General features: G+C 46.2%; 22 protein-coding genes. 18 read left to right on the forward strand and 4 right to left on the reverse strand.

Features of this window, described 5'->3' with window-relative positions:
• The first annotated feature begins 203 nt into the window (after positions 1–203).
• Complete coding sequence (locus SporoP37_RS10655; protein ID WP_081243621.1) at positions 204–1,484, forward strand: O-acetylhomoserine aminocarboxypropyltransferase/cysteine synthase family protein; 1,281 nt, start codon at positions 204–206, stop codon at positions 1,482–1,484.
• Between the two features lie 44 nt (positions 1,485–1,528).
• Here the strand turns inward: SporoP37_RS10655 and SporoP37_RS10660 are convergent, their stop codons facing one another.
• Positions 1,529–3,019, reverse strand: a complete 1,491-nt coding sequence (locus SporoP37_RS10660; protein ID WP_085430910.1) for a glycine betaine uptake BCCT transporter — start codon at positions 3,017–3,019, stop codon at positions 1,529–1,531.
• Between the two features lie 290 nt (positions 3,020–3,309).
• Between SporoP37_RS10660 and SporoP37_RS17300 the strand changes: the two genes are divergently transcribed.
• The gene (locus SporoP37_RS17300; protein WP_099662767.1) at positions 3,310–3,486 is read left to right on the forward strand and encodes a hypothetical protein; all 177 of its coding nucleotides are present in this window, start codon (positions 3,310–3,312) and stop codon (positions 3,484–3,486) included.
• A 171-nt stretch (positions 3,487–3,657) separates the two neighbouring features.
• On the opposite strand, the gene SporoP37_RS10665 is transcribed toward SporoP37_RS17300, so the two are convergent.
• The gene (locus SporoP37_RS10665; protein WP_085430911.1) at positions 3,658–3,846 is read right to left on the reverse strand and encodes a hypothetical protein; all 189 of its coding nucleotides are present in this window, start codon (positions 3,844–3,846) and stop codon (positions 3,658–3,660) included.
• Between the two features lie 294 nt (positions 3,847–4,140).
• On the opposite strand from SporoP37_RS10665, the gene SporoP37_RS10670 reads away from it, so the two are divergent.
• The 10 genes from SporoP37_RS10670 (at position 4,141) to SporoP37_RS10715 (ending at position 12,897) form a co-directional block, all read left to right on the forward strand.
• Positions 4,141–4,830 carry a response regulator transcription factor gene (locus SporoP37_RS10670; RefSeq protein WP_081243624.1) on the forward strand — a complete coding sequence of 230 codons (690 nt, stop codon included), beginning with the start codon at positions 4,141–4,143 and terminating at the stop codon, positions 4,828–4,830.
• A gap of 156 nt (positions 4,831–4,986) precedes the next feature.
• Complete coding sequence (locus SporoP37_RS10675; protein WP_158233636.1) at positions 4,987–7,176, forward strand: sensor histidine kinase; 2,190 nt, start codon at positions 4,987–4,989, stop codon at positions 7,174–7,176.
• 144 nt (positions 7,177–7,320) lie between these two features.
• Complete coding sequence (locus tag SporoP37_RS10680) at positions 7,321–7,683, forward strand: hypothetical protein (RefSeq protein WP_085430913.1); 363 nt, start codon at positions 7,321–7,323, stop codon at positions 7,681–7,683.
• Between the two features lie 82 nt (positions 7,684–7,765).
• A complete protein-coding gene (locus SporoP37_RS10685) occupies positions 7,766–8,203 on the forward strand; it encodes a DinB family protein (protein WP_198160018.1) in 438 nt (145 codons plus the stop codon).
• Positions 8,204–8,401: 198 nt separating this feature from the next.
• On the forward strand, positions 8,402–8,746 hold the full coding sequence (locus tag SporoP37_RS10690; protein ID WP_081243628.1) for a lmo0954 family membrane protein: 345 nt from the start codon (positions 8,402–8,404) through the stop codon (positions 8,744–8,746).
• A gap of 14 nt (positions 8,747–8,760) precedes the next feature.
• A complete protein-coding gene (locus SporoP37_RS10695) occupies positions 8,761–9,393 on the forward strand; it encodes a PspA/IM30 family protein (protein WP_081243629.1) in 633 nt (210 codons plus the stop codon).
• A gap of 50 nt (positions 9,394–9,443) precedes the next feature.
• Positions 9,444–10,145, forward strand: a complete 702-nt coding sequence (gene liaF, locus SporoP37_RS10700; RefSeq protein ID WP_085430914.1) for a cell wall-active antibiotics response protein LiaF — start codon at positions 9,444–9,446, stop codon at positions 10,143–10,145.
• Positions 10,142–11,185: a sensor histidine kinase gene (locus SporoP37_RS10705; protein ID WP_085430915.1), complete on the forward strand. Its 1,044-nt coding sequence runs from the start codon at positions 10,142–10,144 to the stop codon at positions 11,183–11,185. The genes liaF and SporoP37_RS10705 overlap by 4 nt, the downstream gene beginning before the upstream one ends.
• Positions 11,160–11,792 (forward strand): response regulator, encoded by a 633-nt coding sequence (locus SporoP37_RS10710; protein ID WP_081243632.1) that lies wholly within the window; start codon positions 11,160–11,162, stop codon positions 11,790–11,792. The genes SporoP37_RS10705 and SporoP37_RS10710 overlap by 26 nt, the downstream gene beginning before the upstream one ends.
• 274 nt (positions 11,793–12,066) lie before the next feature.
• Positions 12,067–12,897, forward strand: a complete 831-nt coding sequence (locus SporoP37_RS10715) for an undecaprenyl-diphosphate phosphatase (RefSeq protein WP_085430916.1) — start codon at positions 12,067–12,069, stop codon at positions 12,895–12,897.
• Positions 12,898–12,987: 90 nt separating this feature from the next.
• Here the strand turns inward: SporoP37_RS10715 and SporoP37_RS10720 are convergent, their stop codons facing one another.
• Complete coding sequence (locus tag SporoP37_RS10720; protein WP_085430917.1) at positions 12,988–13,725, reverse strand: MBL fold metallo-hydrolase; 738 nt, start codon at positions 13,723–13,725, stop codon at positions 12,988–12,990.
• 154 nt (positions 13,726–13,879) lie between these two features.
• On the opposite strand from SporoP37_RS10720, the gene SporoP37_RS10725 reads away from it, so the two are divergent.
• The 5 genes from SporoP37_RS10725 (at position 13,880) to SporoP37_RS10745 (ending at position 19,340) form a co-directional block, all read left to right on the forward strand.
• Positions 13,880–15,076, forward strand: coding sequence for a class I SAM-dependent rRNA methyltransferase (locus SporoP37_RS10725; RefSeq protein ID WP_085430918.1), 1,197 nt, complete (start codon positions 13,880–13,882; stop codon positions 15,074–15,076).
• Between the two features lie 84 nt (positions 15,077–15,160).
• Positions 15,161–15,547 (forward strand): hypothetical protein, encoded by a 387-nt coding sequence (locus SporoP37_RS10730; RefSeq protein WP_085430919.1) that lies wholly within the window; start codon positions 15,161–15,163, stop codon positions 15,545–15,547.
• A 16-nt stretch (positions 15,548–15,563) separates the two neighbouring features.
• Positions 15,564–16,058 carry a DUF1648 domain-containing protein gene (locus SporoP37_RS10735; protein WP_081243637.1) on the forward strand — a complete coding sequence of 165 codons (495 nt, stop codon included), beginning with the start codon at positions 15,564–15,566 and terminating at the stop codon, positions 16,056–16,058.
• A gap of 101 nt (positions 16,059–16,159) precedes the next feature.
• Complete coding sequence (locus SporoP37_RS10740; RefSeq protein ID WP_085430920.1) at positions 16,160–17,884, forward strand: DUF2207 domain-containing protein; 1,725 nt, start codon at positions 16,160–16,162, stop codon at positions 17,882–17,884.
• Positions 17,885–17,912: 28 nt separating this feature from the next.
• A complete protein-coding gene (locus SporoP37_RS10745) occupies positions 17,913–19,340 on the forward strand; it encodes a cryptochrome/photolyase family protein (protein WP_198160019.1) in 1,428 nt (475 codons plus the stop codon).
• Here SporoP37_RS10745 and SporoP37_RS10750 read toward each other — a convergent pair.
• Positions 19,310–20,116: a MerR family transcriptional regulator gene (locus SporoP37_RS10750; protein WP_232329743.1), complete on the reverse strand. Its 807-nt coding sequence runs from the start codon at positions 20,114–20,116 to the stop codon at positions 19,310–19,312. The two genes, SporoP37_RS10745 and SporoP37_RS10750, sit on opposite strands and share 31 nt — an antisense overlap.
• Positions 20,117–20,318: 202 nt before the next feature.
• On the opposite strand from SporoP37_RS10750, the gene SporoP37_RS10755 reads away from it, so the two are divergent.
• On the forward strand, positions 20,319–20,765 hold the full coding sequence (locus SporoP37_RS10755; protein WP_081243641.1) for a hypothetical protein: 447 nt from the start codon (positions 20,319–20,321) through the stop codon (positions 20,763–20,765).
• Positions 20,766–20,799: the final 34 nt, after the last annotated feature.

Consider the following 20,799-nt stretch of genomic DNA (forward strand, 5'->3'; position numbering starts at 1 on the left):
CGCGCCTTCCAACGCCTGCCGCAGCTGGATGCCCTCTTACGCTTTTCAGTGTCCAGCTTCAGAGGGCAGCTGCTCGGGGCGTTTCGGACTGACTGCAAAGGAGAAGAGCGCTCCTTTGAGTTCAGACCTCCAACGCCTGCCGCAGCTAAACGCCCTCTTACGCTTTTCGGTGTTCCATCAATACATGAAAAAGGGGAATGGTTATGACGAATTTACAGCCGGAAACGATATTATTACATGGAGGACAGAAGCCGGATCCTGACACAGGCTCACGTGCTTTGCCGATTCATCGTACGACCTCTTATGTATTCAAAGACACGGAACATGCACAGAATTTATTTGCTCTGAAAGAGGCGGGCAATATTTATACGCGTATCACTAATCCGACAGTGGCGGTATTTGAAGAGCGTGTGGCACAGCTTGAAGGCGGAACGGCAGCAGTGGCGCTGTCTTCGGGAATGGCGGCGATTGCTTTTTCCATTATGAATATTGCAGGAGCAGGCGATGAAATCGTTGCAGCAAGCAATCTGTACGGAGGTACATACAATTTATTCGTTGTCACATTACCGCGTTATGGTATTACAGTGAAGTTTGTAGATTCATCGGATCCGAAGAATTTTGAAGCAGCCATTACAGATAAAACGAAAGCGTTGTTCGCAGAAACGATCGGTAACCCGAGCCTGCAGGTCCTCGATGTAGAAGCGGTTGCGAACATCGCGCATGAGCACGGAATTCCATTGCTTGTGGATAATACGTTCCCCTCTCCTTATGGATCCAATCCAATAGAGTACGGGGCGGACGTAGTCATCCACTCGGCAACGAAATGGATTGGCGGACATGGTACAACAATCGGCGGCGTGGCGGTCGATGCAGGGAAATTTGACTGGACGCAAGGGAAGTTCCCAGGCTTCACGGAGCCAGATGAATCCTATCATGGCCTGCGCTACGGAATCGATACTGCGGCAGCTGCATTCGCGACAAAGCTGCGTGTGCAATTGCTGAGAGACTTCGGCCCATGTCTCGCGCCTGACAGTGCATTTAACTTGCTGCAAGGACTGGAGACGCTTCACTTGCGTGTGCCGCGCCACAATGAAAATGCGCAAAAGGTTGCTGCGTTCCTGAAAGATCATCCGGCAGTAGAATGGGTGACATATACAGGGCTTGAAGACCATCCGACAGCAGAACTGGCGAATAAGCACTTGAAGAATGGCTACGGTTCGATCATCATTTTTGGCATCAAAGGCGGCCGCGATGCAGGAAGACAAGTCATCGATAACGTGGAAATCTGGTCTCATGTCGCGAACGTAGGGGATGCAAAATCGTTAATCATTCATCCTGCTTCTACTACCCATCAGCAGCTGTCTGCAGAAGACTTGAAAAATTCCGGAGTCAGCGAAGAATTAATCCGCTTATCTGTCGGATTGGAATCGCCTGACGATATCATTGCAGATTTGAAACAAGCCATTGAAAAGGCAGTAAACTAACATAGAAAAGGAGCACCCTCGCATAAGCGGGGATGCTCCTTTTTTTACGGTCTGTGTATTCGTTTTCGCTCTTCTTTCAACGATTTTAGCAGTGAGGTGACCATCATAATAAGTATGATTGAGAATGGCAAGGCAGCGATAATAATGACGTTTTGCAGTGCATTCAATCCGCCTACGTACAATAAAATGATCGCGATGGAAGATTGAATGACTCCCCAGATAATCTTCAAATTATTTGGCGGCGTCAATGAGCCGTGAGACGACTGCATGCCAAGTACAAACGTGGCGGAGTCTGCTGATGTGATGAAAAACGAAATGATCAGCAAAACCGCAATTACTGAAATGACAAATGACCAGGGCAAACCGCTGAACATTTCAAAAATCGTCAGCTCGGCTGCGCTGGAAGCCAGATCGATAATACCGGCCTTCTGTGTTTCAATCGCCGTCGTTCCAAACGCGGAGAACCAAATTGCGCTCAATACGGTAGGCACAACCAGCACCCCGATCATGAACTCCCGAATGGTCCGGCCTTTTGATACGCGGGCAATGAACATACCGACAAATGGCGCCCAGGCGATCCACCAAGACCAATAGAATAACGTCCAGTCATTCAGCCATGAACGGTTTTCCGGCGTCAATGGCGCAGTACGGAAGCTCATACGGATCAGATGTTCCAAGTAACCTCCAATAGAATCAGTAAACATATTGAATATCAATAGTGTGGGGCCCAGCGCAATGACGAAAATTAACAGTGCCAGCGCCAGAACCATATTCGTATTGGATAAAATTTTGATTCCTTTACCAAGTCCGCTCCATGCGGAAATCAAAAACAGTACTGTTACAATCGCAATAATGACAAACTGTGACCAGAAGCCGATCGGGACACCAAATAAATAGTTCAATCCGGCGTTAATCTGAACAGCTCCAAATCCAAGCGATGTTGCTACACCGAAAACGGTAGCAAAAATTGAAAATATGTCTATCACTGTGCCCAGTTTTCCGTCTACACGATCGCCGAAAATCGGACGGAGTGTAGCAGAAATAAGACCGGGCTGCCCTTTACGGAACTGGAAGTATGCAAGAACCAAAGCCGTCATGCCGTAAATAGCCCACGCATGGAATCCCCAGTGGAAAAACGTTTCGCGCATGGCTTCTTTATAAGCAGCTTTAGTCTCTGGAGCCGTCGTCGCTGGATCTACAGCATAATGCGAGAGCGGTTCTGCTGCTCCGTAGAACACAAGTCCAATTCCCATACCGGCGGAAAACAGCATGGCAAGCCATGACAGCATTGAAAATTGCGGGCGGTCCTTATCTTTTCCTAAGCGAATTCGGCCAATAGGGCTGAATATCAAAAATACTGAAATGAAAAACAGTATAGAGACGGTCAGTAAATAATACCAGCCGAAAGAATTTGAAATGAAATCTTTTATGATAGATGTGACATTCTCAAAATGATCAGGCGCAATCACGCCGTACCCGACCGCGATGATGACAGCGGCGAGCGTTATATAAAATGTTATTGAAACTTTTCTCATAAATCCCCCTTATTTTGGATATAGATTCTTTTGCTGCAGTTAGCCAATTAGCGAAAAATTGCACATATACACTTTACAGTACCCGTTTGTTGATTAGATAAACATAAAAAGTAGTATAACTTTTTTATGGATGTCTTACAAATGAAAAGCGTAATTTTAAAAGGTTATTGGGTCATCCGTGTTATATTAAAACAAAGTTTTCTATCATCCGAGGGTTATTCTTGGGCGGAAACGCAGAAAGTGAAGCCGTGCTATACTATAGAAACGATAGAAATGAGGAGGAGATTATCATGCAATATTCACAACCTAAAATGCTTCAGCTCGTTAAGCAGAGCCCCGAGTTAAACAGACAATTGAAAGCTATCATGAAAGAGCATGAACTTGAGAAGAGCTTTGCCTTAAAAGCGCTTTATCATGCAGAAGTAAAGGATGGCGGCAAGCACCAGCGGGCTTATCAGGACCTGTAAGTTCAATTATTCCATACTGTCTGCTTTTCATGCAGAAGTGCGGGGTGCCGAATGTAAATTATGTATAGAAAAAGAGCAGCCGCGCCGGCTGCTCTTTTTTTCGGCCGAATATAATCCGAAGTGACTTGAAATAACACCCTATATGTACAGAGTGCCAATCTATTCACCGTTTTAGGAAGGATTAACAGGATAGTCACCATCTGCTTGCGCATTATTCTTATCCTTCTTCGAGTTCGCATTATGCTTCTTCGCTGCATCATTTTGTCCGATTACATCAAAATCATCCGGACTCAGATCATAGCCGTATCCGTACTCTTCGCGCATTTTTTCATTTTGTTTGTTTTTCTTTTTATTCGGCATGAATGTCACCTCCATTATGGAAGTGTGGCTTTTTTATTGGAGAATATACGCCGGGTATGAGCGCTAGCGAAGGTGCTATGATCGCTTCATTGGAAATAAGATCGGTTGCAGGACAGCTATGATCGCCTCCAGGTTATGTATGAGCGGTTCCGGGATGATTTGAGCGGCTGCGGCGCTGTATTGAGCGCGGAGGATTCGTCCAGCAGCTTCTTAAGAATTTCTTCAGATTTATCCTCAAACTTTGTTAAGAGTTGGGTGATAGAATGTAGTTATTGACGAGGCGGGGTGAAGAATATGAAAGAGTTTACTGTTCTAGTTGCGGATGACGATAAGGAAATTCGTGAAGGAATTGAGATTTATTTGAAAAATGAAGGATATCATGTGCTGAAAGCGAAAGATGGTCAAGAAGCATTGGAGTTATTGACGTCCCATGATATCCATTTATTGATTTTAGATATTATGATGCCAAATATGGATGGGATCACGGCGACATTCAAAATACGGGAACTGCAAAATATCCCAATCATCATGTTGAGTGCAAAAGTGGAGGATTCAGATAAAATTCACGGGCTGTCGGTCGGCGCGGACGATTATGTGACGAAACCGTTTCATCCGCTTGAACTGATGGCGCGGGTAAAGTCGCAGCTTCGCAGGTATGTGCAGCTTGGGACATATGAAGGACAGAAAATCATTGAAGTCAACGGGCTCGTTCTGAATGAAGAAGAAAAAGAGCTGACGGTGGATGGGACACCGGTCCGGCTGACTCCGATTGAATTTAAAATCACAGAACTGTTGATGAAACATCCTGGCCGCGTATTTTCTATTAATGAAATTTATGAACGCGTATGGAATGAAGAAGCCTATAACGCAGAAAATATTGTGGCGGTGCACATCCGGAAAATCCGGGAGAAAATTGAGGCGGATCCTAAAAATCCCCGATATGTGAAGGTGGTGTGGGGCGTTGGCTACAAAATCGAGAAATAGAAACGGACTTTTCCTATCGCTCATTGCGATTGCGCTCGCACTGGGCAGTCTCGCATATTGCGCATCTTTTGCGGTCGACCTTTTCGTCAGTGGATGGGAACGGCTGAGCTTTGCTGCCGATTACTTCGGGAGAATCATCAGGGGAGGAGCTGTGTGATGAATAAACAGATAAAACTCGCCGTCTGGTCAGCGCTCGTAACGCTTGTGTTAATTGCACTGCCATCCGTCATTCATTATGCACCACAGCTTGTCGGCAAGTCATTTACAGACCAGCGTGACTTTAAATACAGAGTGCAACAAACATACGACAATCTGTCAGCAGCCGTACTGAATCCGCTTGATTTGGAAAAAGCCGAAGAACTGCGTGTTTTTCCGGGTGAAATTGCGGAGCACCGGGAGCGTTACGGCACGCTGACTGAGCAGCTGGACAATATCCAGCAACAATATGCGGACCGGATTACAGAGGCAAAAGACAGCGAAAATGAAACTTTGCTGCTGGCGCTCGTCAAAGAGCGAAATATGAAAATTGAAGACATACAAAAGAACTTTGAAAGCGACAGTTATGTAGAAGATAAAATTCGGTCAGAAAAAGCTGCAAATCTGGCGCGCTTTATAAAAGAAACGAAAAATAACCTGGATATGAATTTGCCGATCTCCTATGACTTGGTTAACACGGAAACAGGAGAACGCTTTACTAAAGGTAATAATGAGAAAGCGGCGCTATACCGGGAAGTCTTTGACGACGCCCGCGGTTATTTTAAGGCTGACTCCGCAGTCTATGACAACGGCTATTCTGACTATTCAATGGATGAAGAAACGTCATTCGACGGGGAAGCGAGTATCAGCAATCCGCCTGAATATTTTAAGGGCACCATCATAATCCCGTCAGACGCGGCAACCATTGGCGCGCTTGCGCAGGAGAATGACGCTTTTATCCGCGGGAAATACATGCTCTATGCGCTGTGGATTGCGGGTGCCCTTGCATTGGCAGCATTATTGACCGTCATAAAGTTCCGGAAAGAGTGGGTCTTGAATGTTAGATTTTCTACTGTCTATTCACGATGGAAAGTGGATGTGAGAATCGCTCTCGTCCTATTGACGGGGTTTGTCTTGGCCACCTATATACAATCTGCGGTTCATAGAGTGTTAAACCAATTCACTTATCTGACTTTAGGAGCAGCCGGTAATATGGTCGTCAGTTTCTTTCTGTTCGGCGTTCTGTTAACAGCATTGCTGGCATTTCAAACAGTACATGTAGTCGAGCTTTACAAGAAGACCAGTCAATGGGAAAACGCATGGCGTGAAAGCTTTGCAGTGCAATTTGTGCGCGATGTTAAGGGGCTATTTGACAATCGGACAATCGGTGTGCAATTGCTTGTATTGCTGGTCATATTTTTTCTGGCAGGCATAGGCTTTGCAGGCGCCCTTTATGATTCCGCACTGATGCTTATTTATGTGTTTTGTGTACTGTTCGTGGCGTTGCCTGCATTATTTCTATTGGTCAAGAAGGCAGCGTACCTGAACAGAATTCTGGCCGCTACAAATGATATGGCAGCAGGCCACCTGACGCAGGAGATACCGGTAAGGGGAAAATCCCCGCTTGCAAAACACGCAGCGAACTTAAATAATTTGCGTGAAGGCGTCCGTGTATCGATCAATGAACAAGCGAAAAGTGAACGATTGAAGACGGAACTCATCACAAATGTCAGTCATGATTTGCGGACACCGCTCACTTCTATTATCACGTATACCGATTTATTGAAAGATGAAACCCTGTCTGCAGAAGAACGGGCAAAGTATGTCGGCATTCTGGATCAGAAATCCCAGCGTTTGAAAACACTTATCGAAGATTTGTTTGAAGTGTCGAAGATGGCAAGCGGTAATTTGGAAATGGTGAAACAGCGTGTCGATTTGAATCAGCTGATGCAGCAAGCGTTAGCGGAACATGCAGAAGAGTTTGCGGAGCGGGACTTGCATGTTCGCGCAACTTTACCGGAAGCACCCGTCTTTGCGCAAGTGGACGGTCAGAAGTGGTGGCGCGTCCTTGATAATTTGCTCATCAATGTATGGAAGTATGCATTGCCCGGCACAAGAGTGTACCTCAACCTTCAGCAGATTGGCCCGAACGCACGGATAATCCTGAAGAATGTGGCGAAGTACGAGCTGGGTGACAATACCGATGAATTATTTGAGCGTTTCAAGCGAGGCGATGAATCAAGGCAGACGGAAGGCTCCGGCCTTGGTCTGGCTATCGCACAGTCTATTGTAGAACTGCATGGCGGCAAAATGGAAGTCGAGGTGGACGGTGATTTATTTAAAGTAGTAATAGACATCGCGGGTGACTAAATAGATATAACGCGTTATGGGATAAAATTCCTGTTTCGCGTTATTTTTTGACATTTTAGAGGAATCGGTTTTGTTTTTGACGAATAAGGGTATGTATAGGGAGTGCAGTCTCTTTAATGACAGCATGAAAGGGAGGAATGGAATATGACAATTGTTGACGGGAAGTATCCAAACAAAAAGGATCTGACGCCAAAAGTAATGGAAATCGATGAGCAGACCGATACAGTCGAAGGTGTAGTAGTACCTGACGAATTACCGCTTGCTGATCCGGCGGATTCTGATTCAAGTGTGGAGTTCAGGGAAAATGCACAGGACGATACAGGGGAACATAAACCTTCTGCTTACAGTCAAAATAAATCACCAAGCCAAAATTATCATGATCTGACACCGGGCGAGCAATTCCCGTATGGAGATCAGGAAGCATATAACCGCGAATACAACCGCGAAGCGCACGACCAGTGGAATGAACACAAGAATATCAAAAAGAATGATGATTCTCAGTCGTAAGTCAGCCCGCCCATAGCGCGAGGCTGTTTTTAGATTAACTGATGAAAGGGTGGAAAGAATGGGTGCGCAGCAACAATTCTCCATGGCAAGAGGCTATACGTTAAGCCGTCTCAAACGGGCAGACGAACATATGTGGGACGCACAGCCAGAAGGGTTTTCCAATACGGTGCGATGGAACGCGGGGCATATTTATGAGTCTGCAGAAGATTTTCTGAGCCGTGCAATGAATGACTACCCAGTCGCCAAGGCGGAGTGGGCAGAATTCTTTTCATCGGGTACAAGCCCCTCTTCATGGCCCGGTATTCCGCCGGCGGAAGAAGAGCTGATTGCCGCATTGAAAGATCAGGGCAAACGAATCTCGCAGCTGACTGAAGAACAATTGGCATATCGGCTGGACCCGCCGCTGTCTATCGGCAAACTGATCACGATGGAAACTGTCGATGAAGTTCTGCAATTTCTAACCTGGCATGAAGGCATGCACGCAGGCTTAATAGACGGCCTAATGAAAGTAAATAAGTAAAGCTGAACAGTCAGAATATATCTGGCTGTTTTTTTATGTGCAGAAAAATGCACCTCCCCAATCATCCAATAAACCGCGCCATTGCAAGTCTTGCATCACGCTCAGCCTTAAGTCTGAGTTAGAAATCCGCTATGGGACCGTCGGAGAAAACAGAAATTCATTATAAACTAAAGTTACAAATGAAGGGAGGACATCAACATGAAGAAATTTGGATTATTCCTGCTGGGCATCATAGCAGGTTTGGCATTGGTAGTAAATCTGGGTTCAATTATCGCGCTGGCCATAACAGGTGCGATTGCGCTCGTCAGTTTCCATTATTGGAGAAAGAGTTATTCGATGTTCGCGAAAGTATTTTGGATGGCTGTATTGATCATCAGTCTGATTGGCTCTATTTCAAACATCGGTGCATTCATTGGAATTATCGCACTGATCGGGGTCTATTATGTATGGCGCCAGTGGAATGACCGCAATGTGAATCCGGACGTAACATCAGATGACCCGTTTACGAATTTTGAACGCCAGTGGAATGAATTGACAAAATAAAGGAGAGATGAATAATGAACGCATTTTGGCATCGATTAAAATATACTGTACAGGAAGATTTGAGCACGCTGCTGGACAAGCCGCAAAAGAAAGAGAATCCGCTTGCGTTATTGAATCAATATTTCTTAGACGCACAAAAGCAAACGGCAGAAATCGGGAAATTGCTTGAGCGTCAAGGACGCCTGAAAGAAGAGCTGGAAAATGAACGGCAAGACGCAGATTTGATGGCGATGAAACGCCGACGTCAGCTGGAATTGGCTGAAGCAACGGGTGAAGCGGAGCTGATCGCGTTTGCGCAACAGGAAGTGGAAGCGTATGAAGGACGGGTGGCCCGATTGTCAGCGAGTATTCAGGATGCTGTGCAGGAATTGCTGTCATTAGAACGGAAATTTGAAGAAATGAAGCACCGCGTGAAGGATATGCGGGTCCGTCAGCTGCAGCTGATGGGCAAAGAAAACGTCATGCGCGCAAAGGAAAAAATGGATCGTTTCGTGAAGCCGGACAGCACAATCTCATCGCTTGATGACTTGCATTCGTTCATTGAAGACCTTGGCGGCAGCACGGGAAGAGCGCAGTCTCACTCTTCCATGGAGCAGCGTCTTGATTCATTGGAGAAATCTAACGCAAAATCTCAGGATATTGTGTAAACTATAGGAGGGAGCTATGCGCTTCCTCTGCCGGGAAGGGAGAGAATGAAATGGCAAAGATGGATTCTTCTAAAGTCTCTGTATATGTTCTGGGTTTGCTGGCAATAGCGTTTGTCGAATCCTTGTTATTTTCAAATGGTAATTTTATTTTCCTCCTTCTCGGTTGGGGATGCCTTGATTATGGCTATCGAAAGCGGGAGAAATGGACAGCGATTGCGGGAATTGTCTTCATCGTCATTGCACTTTTGACATTATGGAGCGTACGGCTGCTGATCCTGGTGATTGTACTGTACATTATCCTGAAATTATGGAGGGGCACACCGGCCAATGAAGTCTTTGGTGATTTGACAAAGCCGAGGAAAAGACGGTCACAAGGTTTATGGAGGAATCGTCTATTTTCCGTCCAATCTACCCCGTTCTCAACGTATGAGTGGGAAGATGTGCACTTGCAGGGGTTTTTCGGTGATGTACATGTCGATGTGACGGATACAGTTTTGCCTAAAGGTGCTTCTACGATTTCGATTCGTCAAATCTTTGGAAGAATTACAATAGAAGTGCCGTATGATATTCCGGTCAGGATTCATTATGCGACATTGTACGGTGAGGCGAAGATGTTAGAGAATGACACACAGCAATTATTTAATGAGTCTGTGCAGGAACAGGATGGCTATGGAACGAAACGGCCGAATGATCCTGAATTGATCATTACGTTATTTACATGGATCGGCGATGTGGAGGTGCGCAGAAAATGAAAGCAATCATAGGGCGCACCATCTTGTTGACGCTGATGTTCAGCGTGATCATCGCCATCTTTTTCTATTTCTTTATCAATGTGCCGCTTGAAGAATATCGCGGATTGCTGTTTAATACGGAAGCTGCAGATATGCCGCTGCTCGCCTGGCTGTTCACGACGATTTTCATCATCAGCCTAGGGCTCGCAAGCTGGATCAGCCTGCACAGCAGGATGAAAGAGAATGTGATTATCGGGAAGCTGGAAGATCTCTATGCCAAGCAGCAATTTACGCATTCCCATAAGATGAAGAAAAAAATGAATCGCTCGATTGAACAGTTGTATGAAGTGTTGGAAGCACAGAGGAGCAGTTTGCGGCGGATTACTGATGAAAGGGTCGAAACACAGGATAAAATTATTCAAGAACGAATCGTCCAAGAACGTCAGCGATTGGCGAGAGAGCTGCATGATTCGGTATCCCAGCAGCTATTCGCGGCTTCGATGCTTTTGTCAGCGCTCGTAGAACAGTCGGATGAAGACTCTATTCATAAGCCGCTGCTGCAAGTGGAAAAAATGGTTCAGCAGGCCCAGCTTGAGATGCGGGCGCTGCTCCTTCATTTACGCCCAGCTGCACTACATAATAAGACACTTGCACAGGGGCTGGAAGAGCTGCTTCAGGAATTACAGGAAAAAGTGACGTTTGACATTACGCACCGGTTAGAAGATATCGAGTTATCCAAAGGTGCAGAAGATCATTTATTCCGAATCGCACAGGAAACGTTATCAAATACACTTCGGCATGCGCAAGCAACGGAAGTGGAAGTGTTATTGATTGAACGGGCTGGACTCGCTATTTTGCGCGTGCAGGACAATGGAGTCGGGTTTAAACAGGATGACGGAAAAGGCGGCTCATACGGCCTGCAAAATGTACAGGAACGTGCGATTGAGATTGGCGGAAGCTGTAAGATTGTATCGGTGCCTTCCCAAGGAACCATTGTGGAAGTGAAATTGCCGATTCTGAAAGGGGAGCTGGCGGATGATTCGAGTATTATTAGTGGATGACCATGAAATGGTGCGGATTGGTGTGTCGACGTATTTACAGATGCAGCCTGACATCGAGGTAATCGGGGAAGCGGAAAACGGACAGATTGCTGTGGAGAAAGCGCTGGAGCTGCGTCCTGATATTATCCTGATGGATATGGTCATGCCGGTCATGAACGGTGCCGAGGCGACGGCGGCCATTATTGCGAAGTGGCCGGAAGCAAAGGTGATCATCGTCACCAGTTTCCTTGATGATGATAAACTGTATCCTGCGCTGGAGGCCGGAGCAGTCAGTTATATTTTGAAGACGTCCAATGCAAAGCGCGTGGCTGATGCGATCAGAGATACAATGCAGGGTCAAACAGTGCTTGAACCAGAAGTGACGTCGAAAATGATGACGAAAATGCGCGCCGGAGATACACATGCCCTGCATGAAGAGTTAACTGACCGCGAGCTGGAAGTGCTGTTATTATTGGCAAAGGGGAAATCCAATCAGGAAATAGCAGATGAACTGTTTATCGCGCTGAAAACTGTGAAGACGCATGTCAGTAATCTATTATCCAAACTCGAAGTCCAGGACCGCACACAGGCGGTTATTTATGCATTTCAGAATAAATTAACGGACTGACAGTCATAGTGATAGAGAGCAGGACATAGTAATAGATACATGCTGTATTGTGGATAAAATGAAATATATGCACGAATAGTCAGAAATTATGGACTTTTCCACAATCTATCCACGCACTATGTGCATAAGTAATCAAGTGTATGCAAAAAAATAATGTATGCACATGTGGATAAAGAAATTTTGCCGGAAACTTATCCACTGCTGCATGCGTCATGGTAGTCTGGGATAAGAAAATAGAATAGCAGAAGGGAAGCCTTCGCGGAAAGAGAGTCATATGGAATTATTTGATTTAATTAAAGCGCTGATTTTAGGATTTGTAGAAGGAATGACGGAATTCGCGCCTGTATCCTCAACAGGTCACTTAATTATTGTCGACGATATGTGGCTGAAGACGGAAGAGTTCCTCGGAAAGTATCCTGCGATTACATTCAAGATTGTTATCCAGCTCGGATCCATTTTGGCTGTCGTCGTCGTGTTTTGGAAACGATTGTTCAGTCTCGTCGGCTTATATAAAGTGGACAGCGGTGTAAAAGTGAGCGAACGTTTTAATTTGCTGCACGTCATCGTGGGGATGTTGCCTGCAGTCATTTTCGGATTTGCGTTCAAGGATTTGATTGATGATTATTTATTCGGCGTGGAAACGGTTATTATTGCGCTCGTTGCAGGTGCGCTGCTGATGATTGCGGCTGATAAATTCGGACCGAAGCAGCCGCGTGTAGAGACGCTGGACCAAATTACATACAGACAGGCGTTCACCGTCGGACTAGTGCAGTGTTTATCACTGTGGCCAGGCTTTTCCCGTTCAGGTGCAACGATTTCAGGCGGTGTACTGTTCGGGATGAATCACCGGACGGCCGCGGATTTCACATTTATTATGGCAGTGCCGATTATGATGGGCGCGAGCCTAGTGTCGGTATTAAAGAACTGGGAGTATATGTCGATGGATGATATCGGCTTTTACGCAGTCGGCTTTTTGAGTGCGTTTATCTTCGCATTGATTTCGATTCGTTTCTTCTTGAAGCTGATCTCGAAAGTCAAGCTGATGCCGTTTGCGATCTATCGTATTATACTGGCCGTGATTTTGGCAGTAATTGTGTATTTATAAGAAATAATGCGACCTTTGCGGAATTGGCAGAGGTCGCTTTTTTGCGGGGAGTGATATAAAGTCTGGCAGCATGTGCCAAAAGCCGTGAGATTACAGTAATTCATATTTCTTTCCGACTTCCGCAATCTCTGCGGGTCCACTAAATTTCTTCTTCGCTTCATACAAGATATCACTGACGTCACCGTGATGCGGCAAGTGAGTGAGGACAAGCTGTGTGACACTGGCCTGTTGTGCTAAAGTTCCTGCCTCACTGCCTGCAAGATGTCCGGGCGATTTGCCAAGATGTTCTTCGTATAGATTCGCTTCGCTGAACAGGATGTCTGCGTGTTGTGCGAATGTGACTAGTTGATCGGACCATTCGGTATCTGCGGTGAAGACGGCGGACTTGCCGTTCACTGTGAATTTCACTGCAAGGCAGTAAACGGGATGAACAGTAGGACAGAATGTCACAGTAAATGGCCCGATTTGAACTGAACTATGTTCTTGAATTTCAATTCCTTGCGTCTGTTCTTTGTAAGTCAGCTTGGCAAACTGTTCTTTGTCCTGCTTATGCCCGTATATTGGCAAGGCAGGTGACGGCTGTCCAAGGTAATATTGGATGATCCGGCTGAACTGGAGACTGCCGATGTCTGCAATGTGGTCTGCGTGGTAATGGCTGATCACGACGGCGTCAAGCTGTTCCAGTGCGATATAGTTTTGCAGGGATGACAACACACCGCTGCCGCAGTCAAACAGGCAATGAAACCCGTCGTGTTCGATCAGAAAAGATGAGGTGGCGCTGTTTGCTTTCGGATAGCCGCCCCAGATGCCTAGTGGAATAATGTTCATGGAACTCCTCCTATTTTGTCAGTTGTTTCTGCCAGTGTAGCGTGAGCTGTCTGCGGATTGCAATAAACAGCAAGCCTGGATTAGATGATGATGTCACTTTCTCTTTGAGTCCAAGCATGCGATAATAGAGAAAATACACTTTAAGGATGACGATATGAGTAAATTAGTTGAAATACAGTTAAATGCACAAGGTACAGTGGCTTTAAAGAAGGGATATCCGTTAATTTTAAAGGATTCCGTAATGACAGGTGAAATCCGGGCGAAGGAAGGCGATTTGATTCGTCTGACGGACCGCTATCATAAATTTTTGGCTACAGGCTATTATGGAATTCAAAATAAAGGCATCGGCTGGGTGCTGACTGCCAATGAAAATGAAGAGATTGATTTTGATTTCTTTGATCAGAAAATGTCGGCTGCGTTTGAGCGCCGAAATGCGTATATGGAAGATCCTGATACGACAGCTTTTCGTTTGTTTAACGGAGAAGGTGACGGCATCGGCGGTTTCACCATCGATTATTTTGACGGCTATTATCTGATCAGCTGGTACAGTGAAGGTATTTATGCGTTCCGTCACCATGTCTATAATGTGCTTGAAAAGCGTACGGAATACAAAGCAATTTATGAAAAGAAGCGCTTTGATTCAAAAGGGCAGTACGTGGAGCAGGATGATTACGTGAAAGGAACACCTGGTGATTTCCCGATTATTATTAAAGAGAACGGTATGAGCTTCGCGGTTGATTTGAATGACGGGGCGATGACGGGGATATTCCTGGATCAGCGGGACGTCCGTGAAACGATTCGGGATAATTATTCAGAAGGCCGTGAAGTGCTGAACACATTCTCGTACACGGGCGCATTTTCAGTGGCGGCTGCATTGGGCGGCGCGGCGAAGACGACGAGTGTGGATTTGGCGAAGCGCAGTGTCGCAAAGACGATTGAACAGTTCAGCGTTAACGGCATTGATTATGAACAGCAGGACATTAAAGTAATGGATGTCTTCGATTACTTCCGTTATGCGAAGCGCCATGACATGAAGTTTGGATTGGTCATACTTGATCCGCCAAGCTTTGCGCGTTCCAAGAAATACACCTTCAGTACAGCAAAAGATTATCCGATGCTGATGAAAGAAGCGATTGCTGTTACCGAGAAGAACGGAATTATCGTGGCATCGACGAACAACGCGAGCTTCAGCATGAAGAAGTTCAAAGGCTTCATTGAACAGGCGTTCAAAGAGATGAATATCCGCTATAAAGTGCTGGAAGAATCTACGCTGCCGAGAGATTTCCGCACGCCGCGGGACTATCCGGAATTTAATTATTTAAAAGTGGTGATCATGGAGAAATTACGATAAACCGTCACAGAAAAGTCGGGTGACAATGACAATATTTCCTAGTACGCTTGAAGTAATCATACGGTGAAACGGGAGGTAATGACTATGAAACAGTTGCTTGCGCTGCTGGTATTGGCATCTGCTTTTCTGGTGACGGGCTGCTCGAATGTGTACAGTGCGGAAGACGGCTACCGGATGGCGATCATCAATCAGGGCTTTCCTGTCCCAAAAGAAGCGTACGAAGTAAAACCGGAAGATTGCGTAGGGGAGATATCCAAATCAGCAAAATATAAGCTGAAAGGAATCGGCGACGCTGACGGCAATCCTCCAGAGCATTATTTGCGTACGATAGAAGAATGGGGCTGGATGGAAATGCCAGAGGAACGCAGAGGTTCCATTCATTTCTACGAGAAAAAAGGCAAGATCATGTCGCTGAATATCCAGCAGAACGTATTCGATGTTTTTGAAATGACTAGCGCAACAGATTCATAAGTGAGGTGACGGGAATATGCAGATGGAAAAACCGAAGCTGGACATTGAGAAGCCTGCTGTTGCGAAAGCGTTTGATGTGCTGGTTATCGCTTTATTCGCTGCTGCTCTCGTCTACTTGGTATTGCAGTGGGGTCAATTACCGGACCGAATCCCAACTCATTTCGGTCCGGACGGAGAAGCAGACCGTTACGGTTCGAGAATGGAATTATTATTGCTGCCGTTTATTGCGGCCGTCATGTGGGCAGGGATGACTGCGCTGGAGAAGTATCCGCATATGTATAATTACTTAAATTTGCGGCCCGATACTATGGAAATTCAATATCGTTATGGTGTGCTCTTCATGAACGTTGTAAAAAATCTCTCAGTATTGTTGTTCATTTTTTTGATCTGGCAGACAGTCGATATTGGATTAATGCGGACCGATTCATTGAACACGCCGATTTTCATCACAATCCTTGCCTTGCTGTTCGGTTCAATGGGTTATTACGTTTACCGGGTGATGAAGTTATAACGTCCGGCAGGGAAATGATACCAAGGGATTTCCAAGATTCTGTAAATAAGTGAAACCAAAAATCACCTCTTATCGTATACTCATGATAAGAGGTGATTTTTATGAAGTGGAAACTGCTGCCTGTCGTGCTGCTGGCCTTTCTTTTCCTGCCGCCGACAGCAGGTGCGGTCGATTTCAGCATACCGGATGTAAAAATCAGCGCACAATTGGAGCCAGATGGCACTGTTCATGTAAAAGAGCAGCATACGTATGATTTTGAAAGTGAATTTAATGGTATCATTCGGGAAATCCAGCCGAAAGAGGGGGCGTCCATTGAACAGTTTACAGCTTATGAAAAAGGTGAAGAGCTGGCAGTCGAGAAACAACTGGCAGAATATCGTGTACATAGAAAGGGTAAGAATGAAGTAGTTACCTTTGATTTACAGTACACGATTACAGACGGACTGGAAAAGTACCAGGACGGCGTGCAATTCTACTGGCCGTTTTTCGATCGCCGCAATGAAACAGATTACGGCGATTTGACGATTACGGTTGTACCGCCTGCCAAAGCATCGGATGTGCTGTTTATAGGCTATGACAGTGCAAAAGAGAGCGGAGAGCTGAAGCAGGATGGGACAGTGGTGTTTTCTCTTGGAGAAGTCAGCGCAGGAGACAACGGCGATATTCGGGTGATCTACGAACCGTCCTTATTTCCCGCGATGACTGAGGGCATCGGAAAAATCCGTCCTGAAGTTATTGCGGAGCAGCAACGGCAGGCTGCAGAACGCGCGCGGTTCATTTCGAATCAGCAAAAGACCGGTGCTGTCGGCGGCGCCGTTATGGCCGCAGGAGCAATCGGCGTGCTGCTGATAGGTTTCTTTGCAAACGCGCGGAGAAAAAAATACGTTCAAGAAGCGATGTATCAGATCGATTCGGATGGCTTTTATGTGCCGGTCAGCGAAATGAGTATGCCCGCGGTCCTTCTTTTCAAAAGAGGCACGGCATCGATTGAACTGATGTCGGCTGCATTGCTGGATTTAGTAAGGAAAGGACATGTGCGGCAGTTATCAGATGAAGAGTTTGAGCTGACCGATGCGAATGTCCAGCTCGACCATGAGAAACAATTAATCCAATTATTATTCTTCCAAATCGGCAAAGATCAACGATTTACCTTGAAAGAACTGGAAGGTTATACGAAAAAGAAGAAGAATTACGAAGCTTTCAACAGCAAGTTTGTCATGTGGAAAGACTTATTGAAAGCTGAACTAAAACAGTATGATGTGCGGGAACAGACAACAAAAGAGCGTGTAATTTTAAGCATGATCGGTGTTGCAGGGATTGGAATGTCTGTCTTTTTCATATACTACGAACTGTATATGCTGCTGATTACAGCGATCCTTTTATCTGCAGGGGCACTGGCTTTCGCTTTGTTTTACAATGCATATAATTTTGAAGGCACTCTGTTGGCTAAAGAATGGGAACGGGTAGAGCAGTGGATGAAGGAACTGGATACCAAGAAGTGGGACAGTTTATCCATTGATGACCGATTCCGCGTCCTCATCTACGGGGTGGGTGTTCAGCATCCGGAACTCGAAGCGTACTATGAAGATTTCGCAAGTGCCCAGAAACGGCTAAATCAAAATAAAAAGACACATCACAGCGACGGATATCAAGAGTCACACCACGAAAGTGCATATTATGGCGGCGCTGTCTACAATCCGCTCTTCCTGACAGGTTCATTCGGCCAGGCGTCGACGAATGTGTCAGCCAACACACCAAGCAGCGACGGCGGCAGCAGTGCCGGGGGCGGAACGGGCGGAGGAGGCGGCGGATCCGGCGCGTTTTAACTGCAGTAAGTATAAGGGGATGAAGAGTATGGGAAAAACAGTCGTTTGGTTCCGTAAAGATCTGCGTTTGCATGATCATCCGGCTTTGGCGGAGGCGGCAGCGCATGGGGATGTGCTGCCGGTTTTCATTTTACCGGAGACGCGCCATGCTGCCTCGGACTGGTGGCTGCATTACAGCTTGCTGGACATTATCGCGCGCTTCAGGGAGCGGAAGATTCAGTTCGTCGTAAGAAAAGGACAGCCGGTCGAACAGCTGATGAAACTGATTAGCGAAAGTGGAGCCGACCAACTCGTATTTAATGAATTATATGATCCGAACAGCCGCGAACAAGAACGTGAACTGACAGCGGCATGTGAGAAAGCCCGGGTGCAGGTCCGGTCATTCCAAGGAACGCTGCTCGCAGCACCTGATGCGATTTTCAATAAAACGAATCAGCCGTATAAAGTATTTACACCGTTTTGGAAACGGCTGAGGCAGGAATTGATCGCGCGGCCGCTTGCAGCTCCCGAACTTAAGCCGTCTGATGGATGTTTTCCCTCACTCGCCGCGGAGGAATGGGGGTTATTGGACGGTCACGCATGGCATGAAAAGCTGGCCAAACACTGGAAACCCGGCGAAACAGCGGCCATGGAATGCTGGGAAACGTTTCGGGATCAAAGCTTGTCTAATTATCTGGAAGGCCGTGATCACCCTGCAACGTCTTATGTATCCCGGCTGTCGCCTTACGTGGCATGGGGAAATATCAGTGTACGTTCACTTTGGCATGGCGCGCTGAATGCGGCAGAATTGGCAGGAGACCAGCAGGCCGAAGCGTTCATTCGGCAATTAGCATGGCGAGATTTTGCCCACTATCAGTTGCTGTATTTTCCTGAAATGCTAAGCAAACCTGTACGCCCGGAGTTTGAAAAGTTTCCTTGGCAGCCGGTCGGTGATCAGCTGCTGGCGTGGAAAACAGGGCATACCGGCTATCCGTTAGTCGATGCGGGGATGCGTGAGTTATGGGAAACGGGCTATATGCATAATAGGGTACGAATGGTTGCTGCCTCGTTTTTAATTAAACATTTATTGATTGACTGGCGGGAGGGGATGAAGTGGTTTGAAGATACGCTGATCGATCTGGATGCGGCAAACAATTCCTTGGGGTGGCAATGGGTGGCGGGCAGCGGTTTTGACGCCTCGCCGTATTTCCGGGTGTTTAATCCAATTCTCCAGGCTGAAAAGTTCGATTCAGATGCCCAGTACATAAAAAAATGGCTGCCTGAATTAACAGACATGCCACTTGCCTATGTATTTCAGCCCGCGGACGCACCCGAAGACGTACTAAATGCAGCGGGGGTAACAATCGGCACTACCTACCCGGCTCCCATTGTTGATCATTGGGCTGCCCGTGATCGTGCTTTGGCTGCATATAACCTATGCAAAAATTACATGTCATCAATGGATTCAAGCATTTGAATATGCTGTAGGTTCAGCTGATCCAGACAGATATATGCACCATGACCGCCCAGATAAAAGTCGATCTCAGGGTGCTGGCCCGCGAATTCATCCAGCTCCTGAATCACCTGGGGATTATTTTCAAAAGGCAGTGCAGTGGATGCGGACAGCAGCACTTTGGACGGCTTGATCTTCTCAACAAATGACTGAATTGCTCCTTGAGCGGGGGAGGACCCGATCATAGCCGTGCGCCAGCCTTTGAGCATTAATTGCAGCAGGATAATATGCACGGGAATTTCATGTGATTCATTCGGGAGGCATGCCCCCAGCAATATAGGTGAATCCTCCCGATACTGGAAGTTTCGGCGCAGCTGAACGAGCTGATCCCGAACGACCAAACTGGACAGCGCCTCCTGATATTCATCCCATTCACCTGAAGCCCATTTGTCGCCTACTATCTTCAAAAATGGGACGGCGATTTGCTGCAAATACTGTTCTAACCCTAATCGGTGATAAGCAGCCTGCAACGTGAAATTCAATTCCAGCTCATCACATGTTTCTCCAAAACGTAACAGATCACATAATATTTCCTCGGCATGCGCATCTTTTGTATTGGATCCCATACTGGTCTTTTGCTGGGATTTTGCCATTTCAGAAGCCTGGGGCAGCGCAAAACCTTCTTCTGCATAACGTTTCATCAGCAAAAACAGACGGATATCTTCCTCTCGATAGACACGATAACCATTCTCAAGACGCTGCGGCACGACAATATCATAGCGCTCTTCCCATTTTCTCAAGACTTGTCTCGACAAGCCTGTTTGATCTGCCACTTGTTTAATTGTATACGTTGGGGTTTCAGATGAAGGCCTCAAAGCAATTCACCTTTCTTTATAAATGATTTAGCAGCCACACACCGCTCATTTCTTTATGCATAACATTATACAGAGATTTGACACGTTAAGTCAAATCTGTTATTTTACTGTGTAGGAAGGTGTCCAAATGAAAACTGACTATAGTGTGCAAGGTACATGGATTGGCATCGTAACAGGAATAGTCCTTGCGGTGTTTCTGAAAATAGTGCAGGCGGTCACAGGGCTTAAAGTATACACTTTGCTGTTGAATGTCGACTACATACCTGTCATCAAAGAATATGCATTTCCTGAAAGTATTGAAGTATTTTTTCATCTTATCATCTCAGTGGTGCTCTGTGTCATATTAGTTGTCTTTTATAGAAAAAGCACCGGTTTCATCCGCAGCCACGTGATTCTGTTTGTTTTTTTGGTGAACATCGCTATCGGTTTCTTGCTTTATCCGACGACTTCATTTTCCGATAGAACGCCAAGTGCAGGAGATCCGCTGTCGCTGTTTTGGTGGATTGCTGGCCACGGACTGTATGGTTTTCTTGCAGGAGTTCTGATGCGAAGACAAACTCTAAAGCTGAAATAGAACTTTGTCGATGAATTTCTCTAGTAGTTGCAAT

This window comes from Sporosarcina sp. P37 (assembly GCF_002109365.1).
Lineage (GTDB): Bacteria > Bacillota > Bacilli > Bacillales_A > Planococcaceae > Sporosarcina.

Bases quoted from the DNA above. Each gene is read 5' to 3' on its own strand.
- SporoP37_RS10670 (WP_081243624.1), top strand. From the start codon at position 4,141: ATGAAAGAGTTTACTGTTCTAGTTGCGGATGACGATAAGGAAATTCGT.
- SporoP37_RS10695 (WP_081243629.1), top strand. From the start codon at position 8,761: ATGAACGCATTTTGGCATCGATTAAAATATACTGTACAGGAAGATTTG.
- SporoP37_RS10705 (WP_085430915.1), top strand. From the start codon at position 10,142: ATGAAAGCAATCATAGGGCGCACCATCTTGTTGACGCTGATGTTCAGC.
- SporoP37_RS10755 (WP_081243641.1), top strand. From the start codon at position 20,319: ATGAAAACTGACTATAGTGTGCAAGGTACATGGATTGGCATCGTAACA.
- SporoP37_RS17300 (WP_099662767.1), top strand. From the start codon at position 3,310: ATGCAATATTCACAACCTAAAATGCTTCAGCTCGTTAAGCAGAGCCCC.
- SporoP37_RS10720 (WP_085430917.1), bottom strand. From the start codon at position 13,725: ATGAACATTATTCCACTAGGCATCTGGGGCGGCTATCCGAAAGCAAAC.
- SporoP37_RS10685 (WP_198160018.1), top strand. From the start codon at position 7,766: ATGGCAAGAGGCTATACGTTAAGCCGTCTCAAACGGGCAGACGAACAT.
- SporoP37_RS10690 (WP_081243628.1), top strand. From the start codon at position 8,402: ATGAAGAAATTTGGATTATTCCTGCTGGGCATCATAGCAGGTTTGGCA.
- SporoP37_RS10745 (WP_198160019.1), top strand. From the start codon at position 17,913: ATGGGAAAAACAGTCGTTTGGTTCCGTAAAGATCTGCGTTTGCATGAT.
- SporoP37_RS10675 (WP_158233636.1), top strand. From the start codon at position 4,987: ATGAATAAACAGATAAAACTCGCCGTCTGGTCAGCGCTCGTAACGCTT.
- SporoP37_RS10735 (WP_081243637.1), top strand. From the start codon at position 15,564: ATGCAGATGGAAAAACCGAAGCTGGACATTGAGAAGCCTGCTGTTGCG.
- SporoP37_RS10680 (WP_085430913.1), top strand. From the start codon at position 7,321: ATGACAATTGTTGACGGGAAGTATCCAAACAAAAAGGATCTGACGCCA.
- SporoP37_RS10725 (WP_085430918.1), top strand. From the start codon at position 13,880: ATGAGTAAATTAGTTGAAATACAGTTAAATGCACAAGGTACAGTGGCT.
- liaF (WP_085430914.1), top strand. From the start codon at position 9,444: ATGGCAAAGATGGATTCTTCTAAAGTCTCTGTATATGTTCTGGGTTTG.
- SporoP37_RS10710 (WP_081243632.1), top strand. From the start codon at position 11,160: ATGATTCGAGTATTATTAGTGGATGACCATGAAATGGTGCGGATTGGT.
- SporoP37_RS10730 (WP_085430919.1), top strand. From the start codon at position 15,161: ATGAAACAGTTGCTTGCGCTGCTGGTATTGGCATCTGCTTTTCTGGTG.
- SporoP37_RS10660 (WP_085430910.1), bottom strand. From the start codon at position 3,019: ATGAGAAAAGTTTCAATAACATTTTATATAACGCTCGCCGCTGTCATC.
- SporoP37_RS10740 (WP_085430920.1), top strand. From the start codon at position 16,160: ATGAAGTGGAAACTGCTGCCTGTCGTGCTGCTGGCCTTTCTTTTCCTG.
- SporoP37_RS10665 (WP_085430911.1), bottom strand. From the start codon at position 3,846: ATGCCGAATAAAAAGAAAAACAAACAAAATGAAAAAATGCGCGAAGAG.
- SporoP37_RS10655 (WP_081243621.1), top strand. From the start codon at position 204: ATGACGAATTTACAGCCGGAAACGATATTATTACATGGAGGACAGAAG.
- SporoP37_RS10715 (WP_085430916.1), top strand. From the start codon at position 12,067: ATGGAATTATTTGATTTAATTAAAGCGCTGATTTTAGGATTTGTAGAA.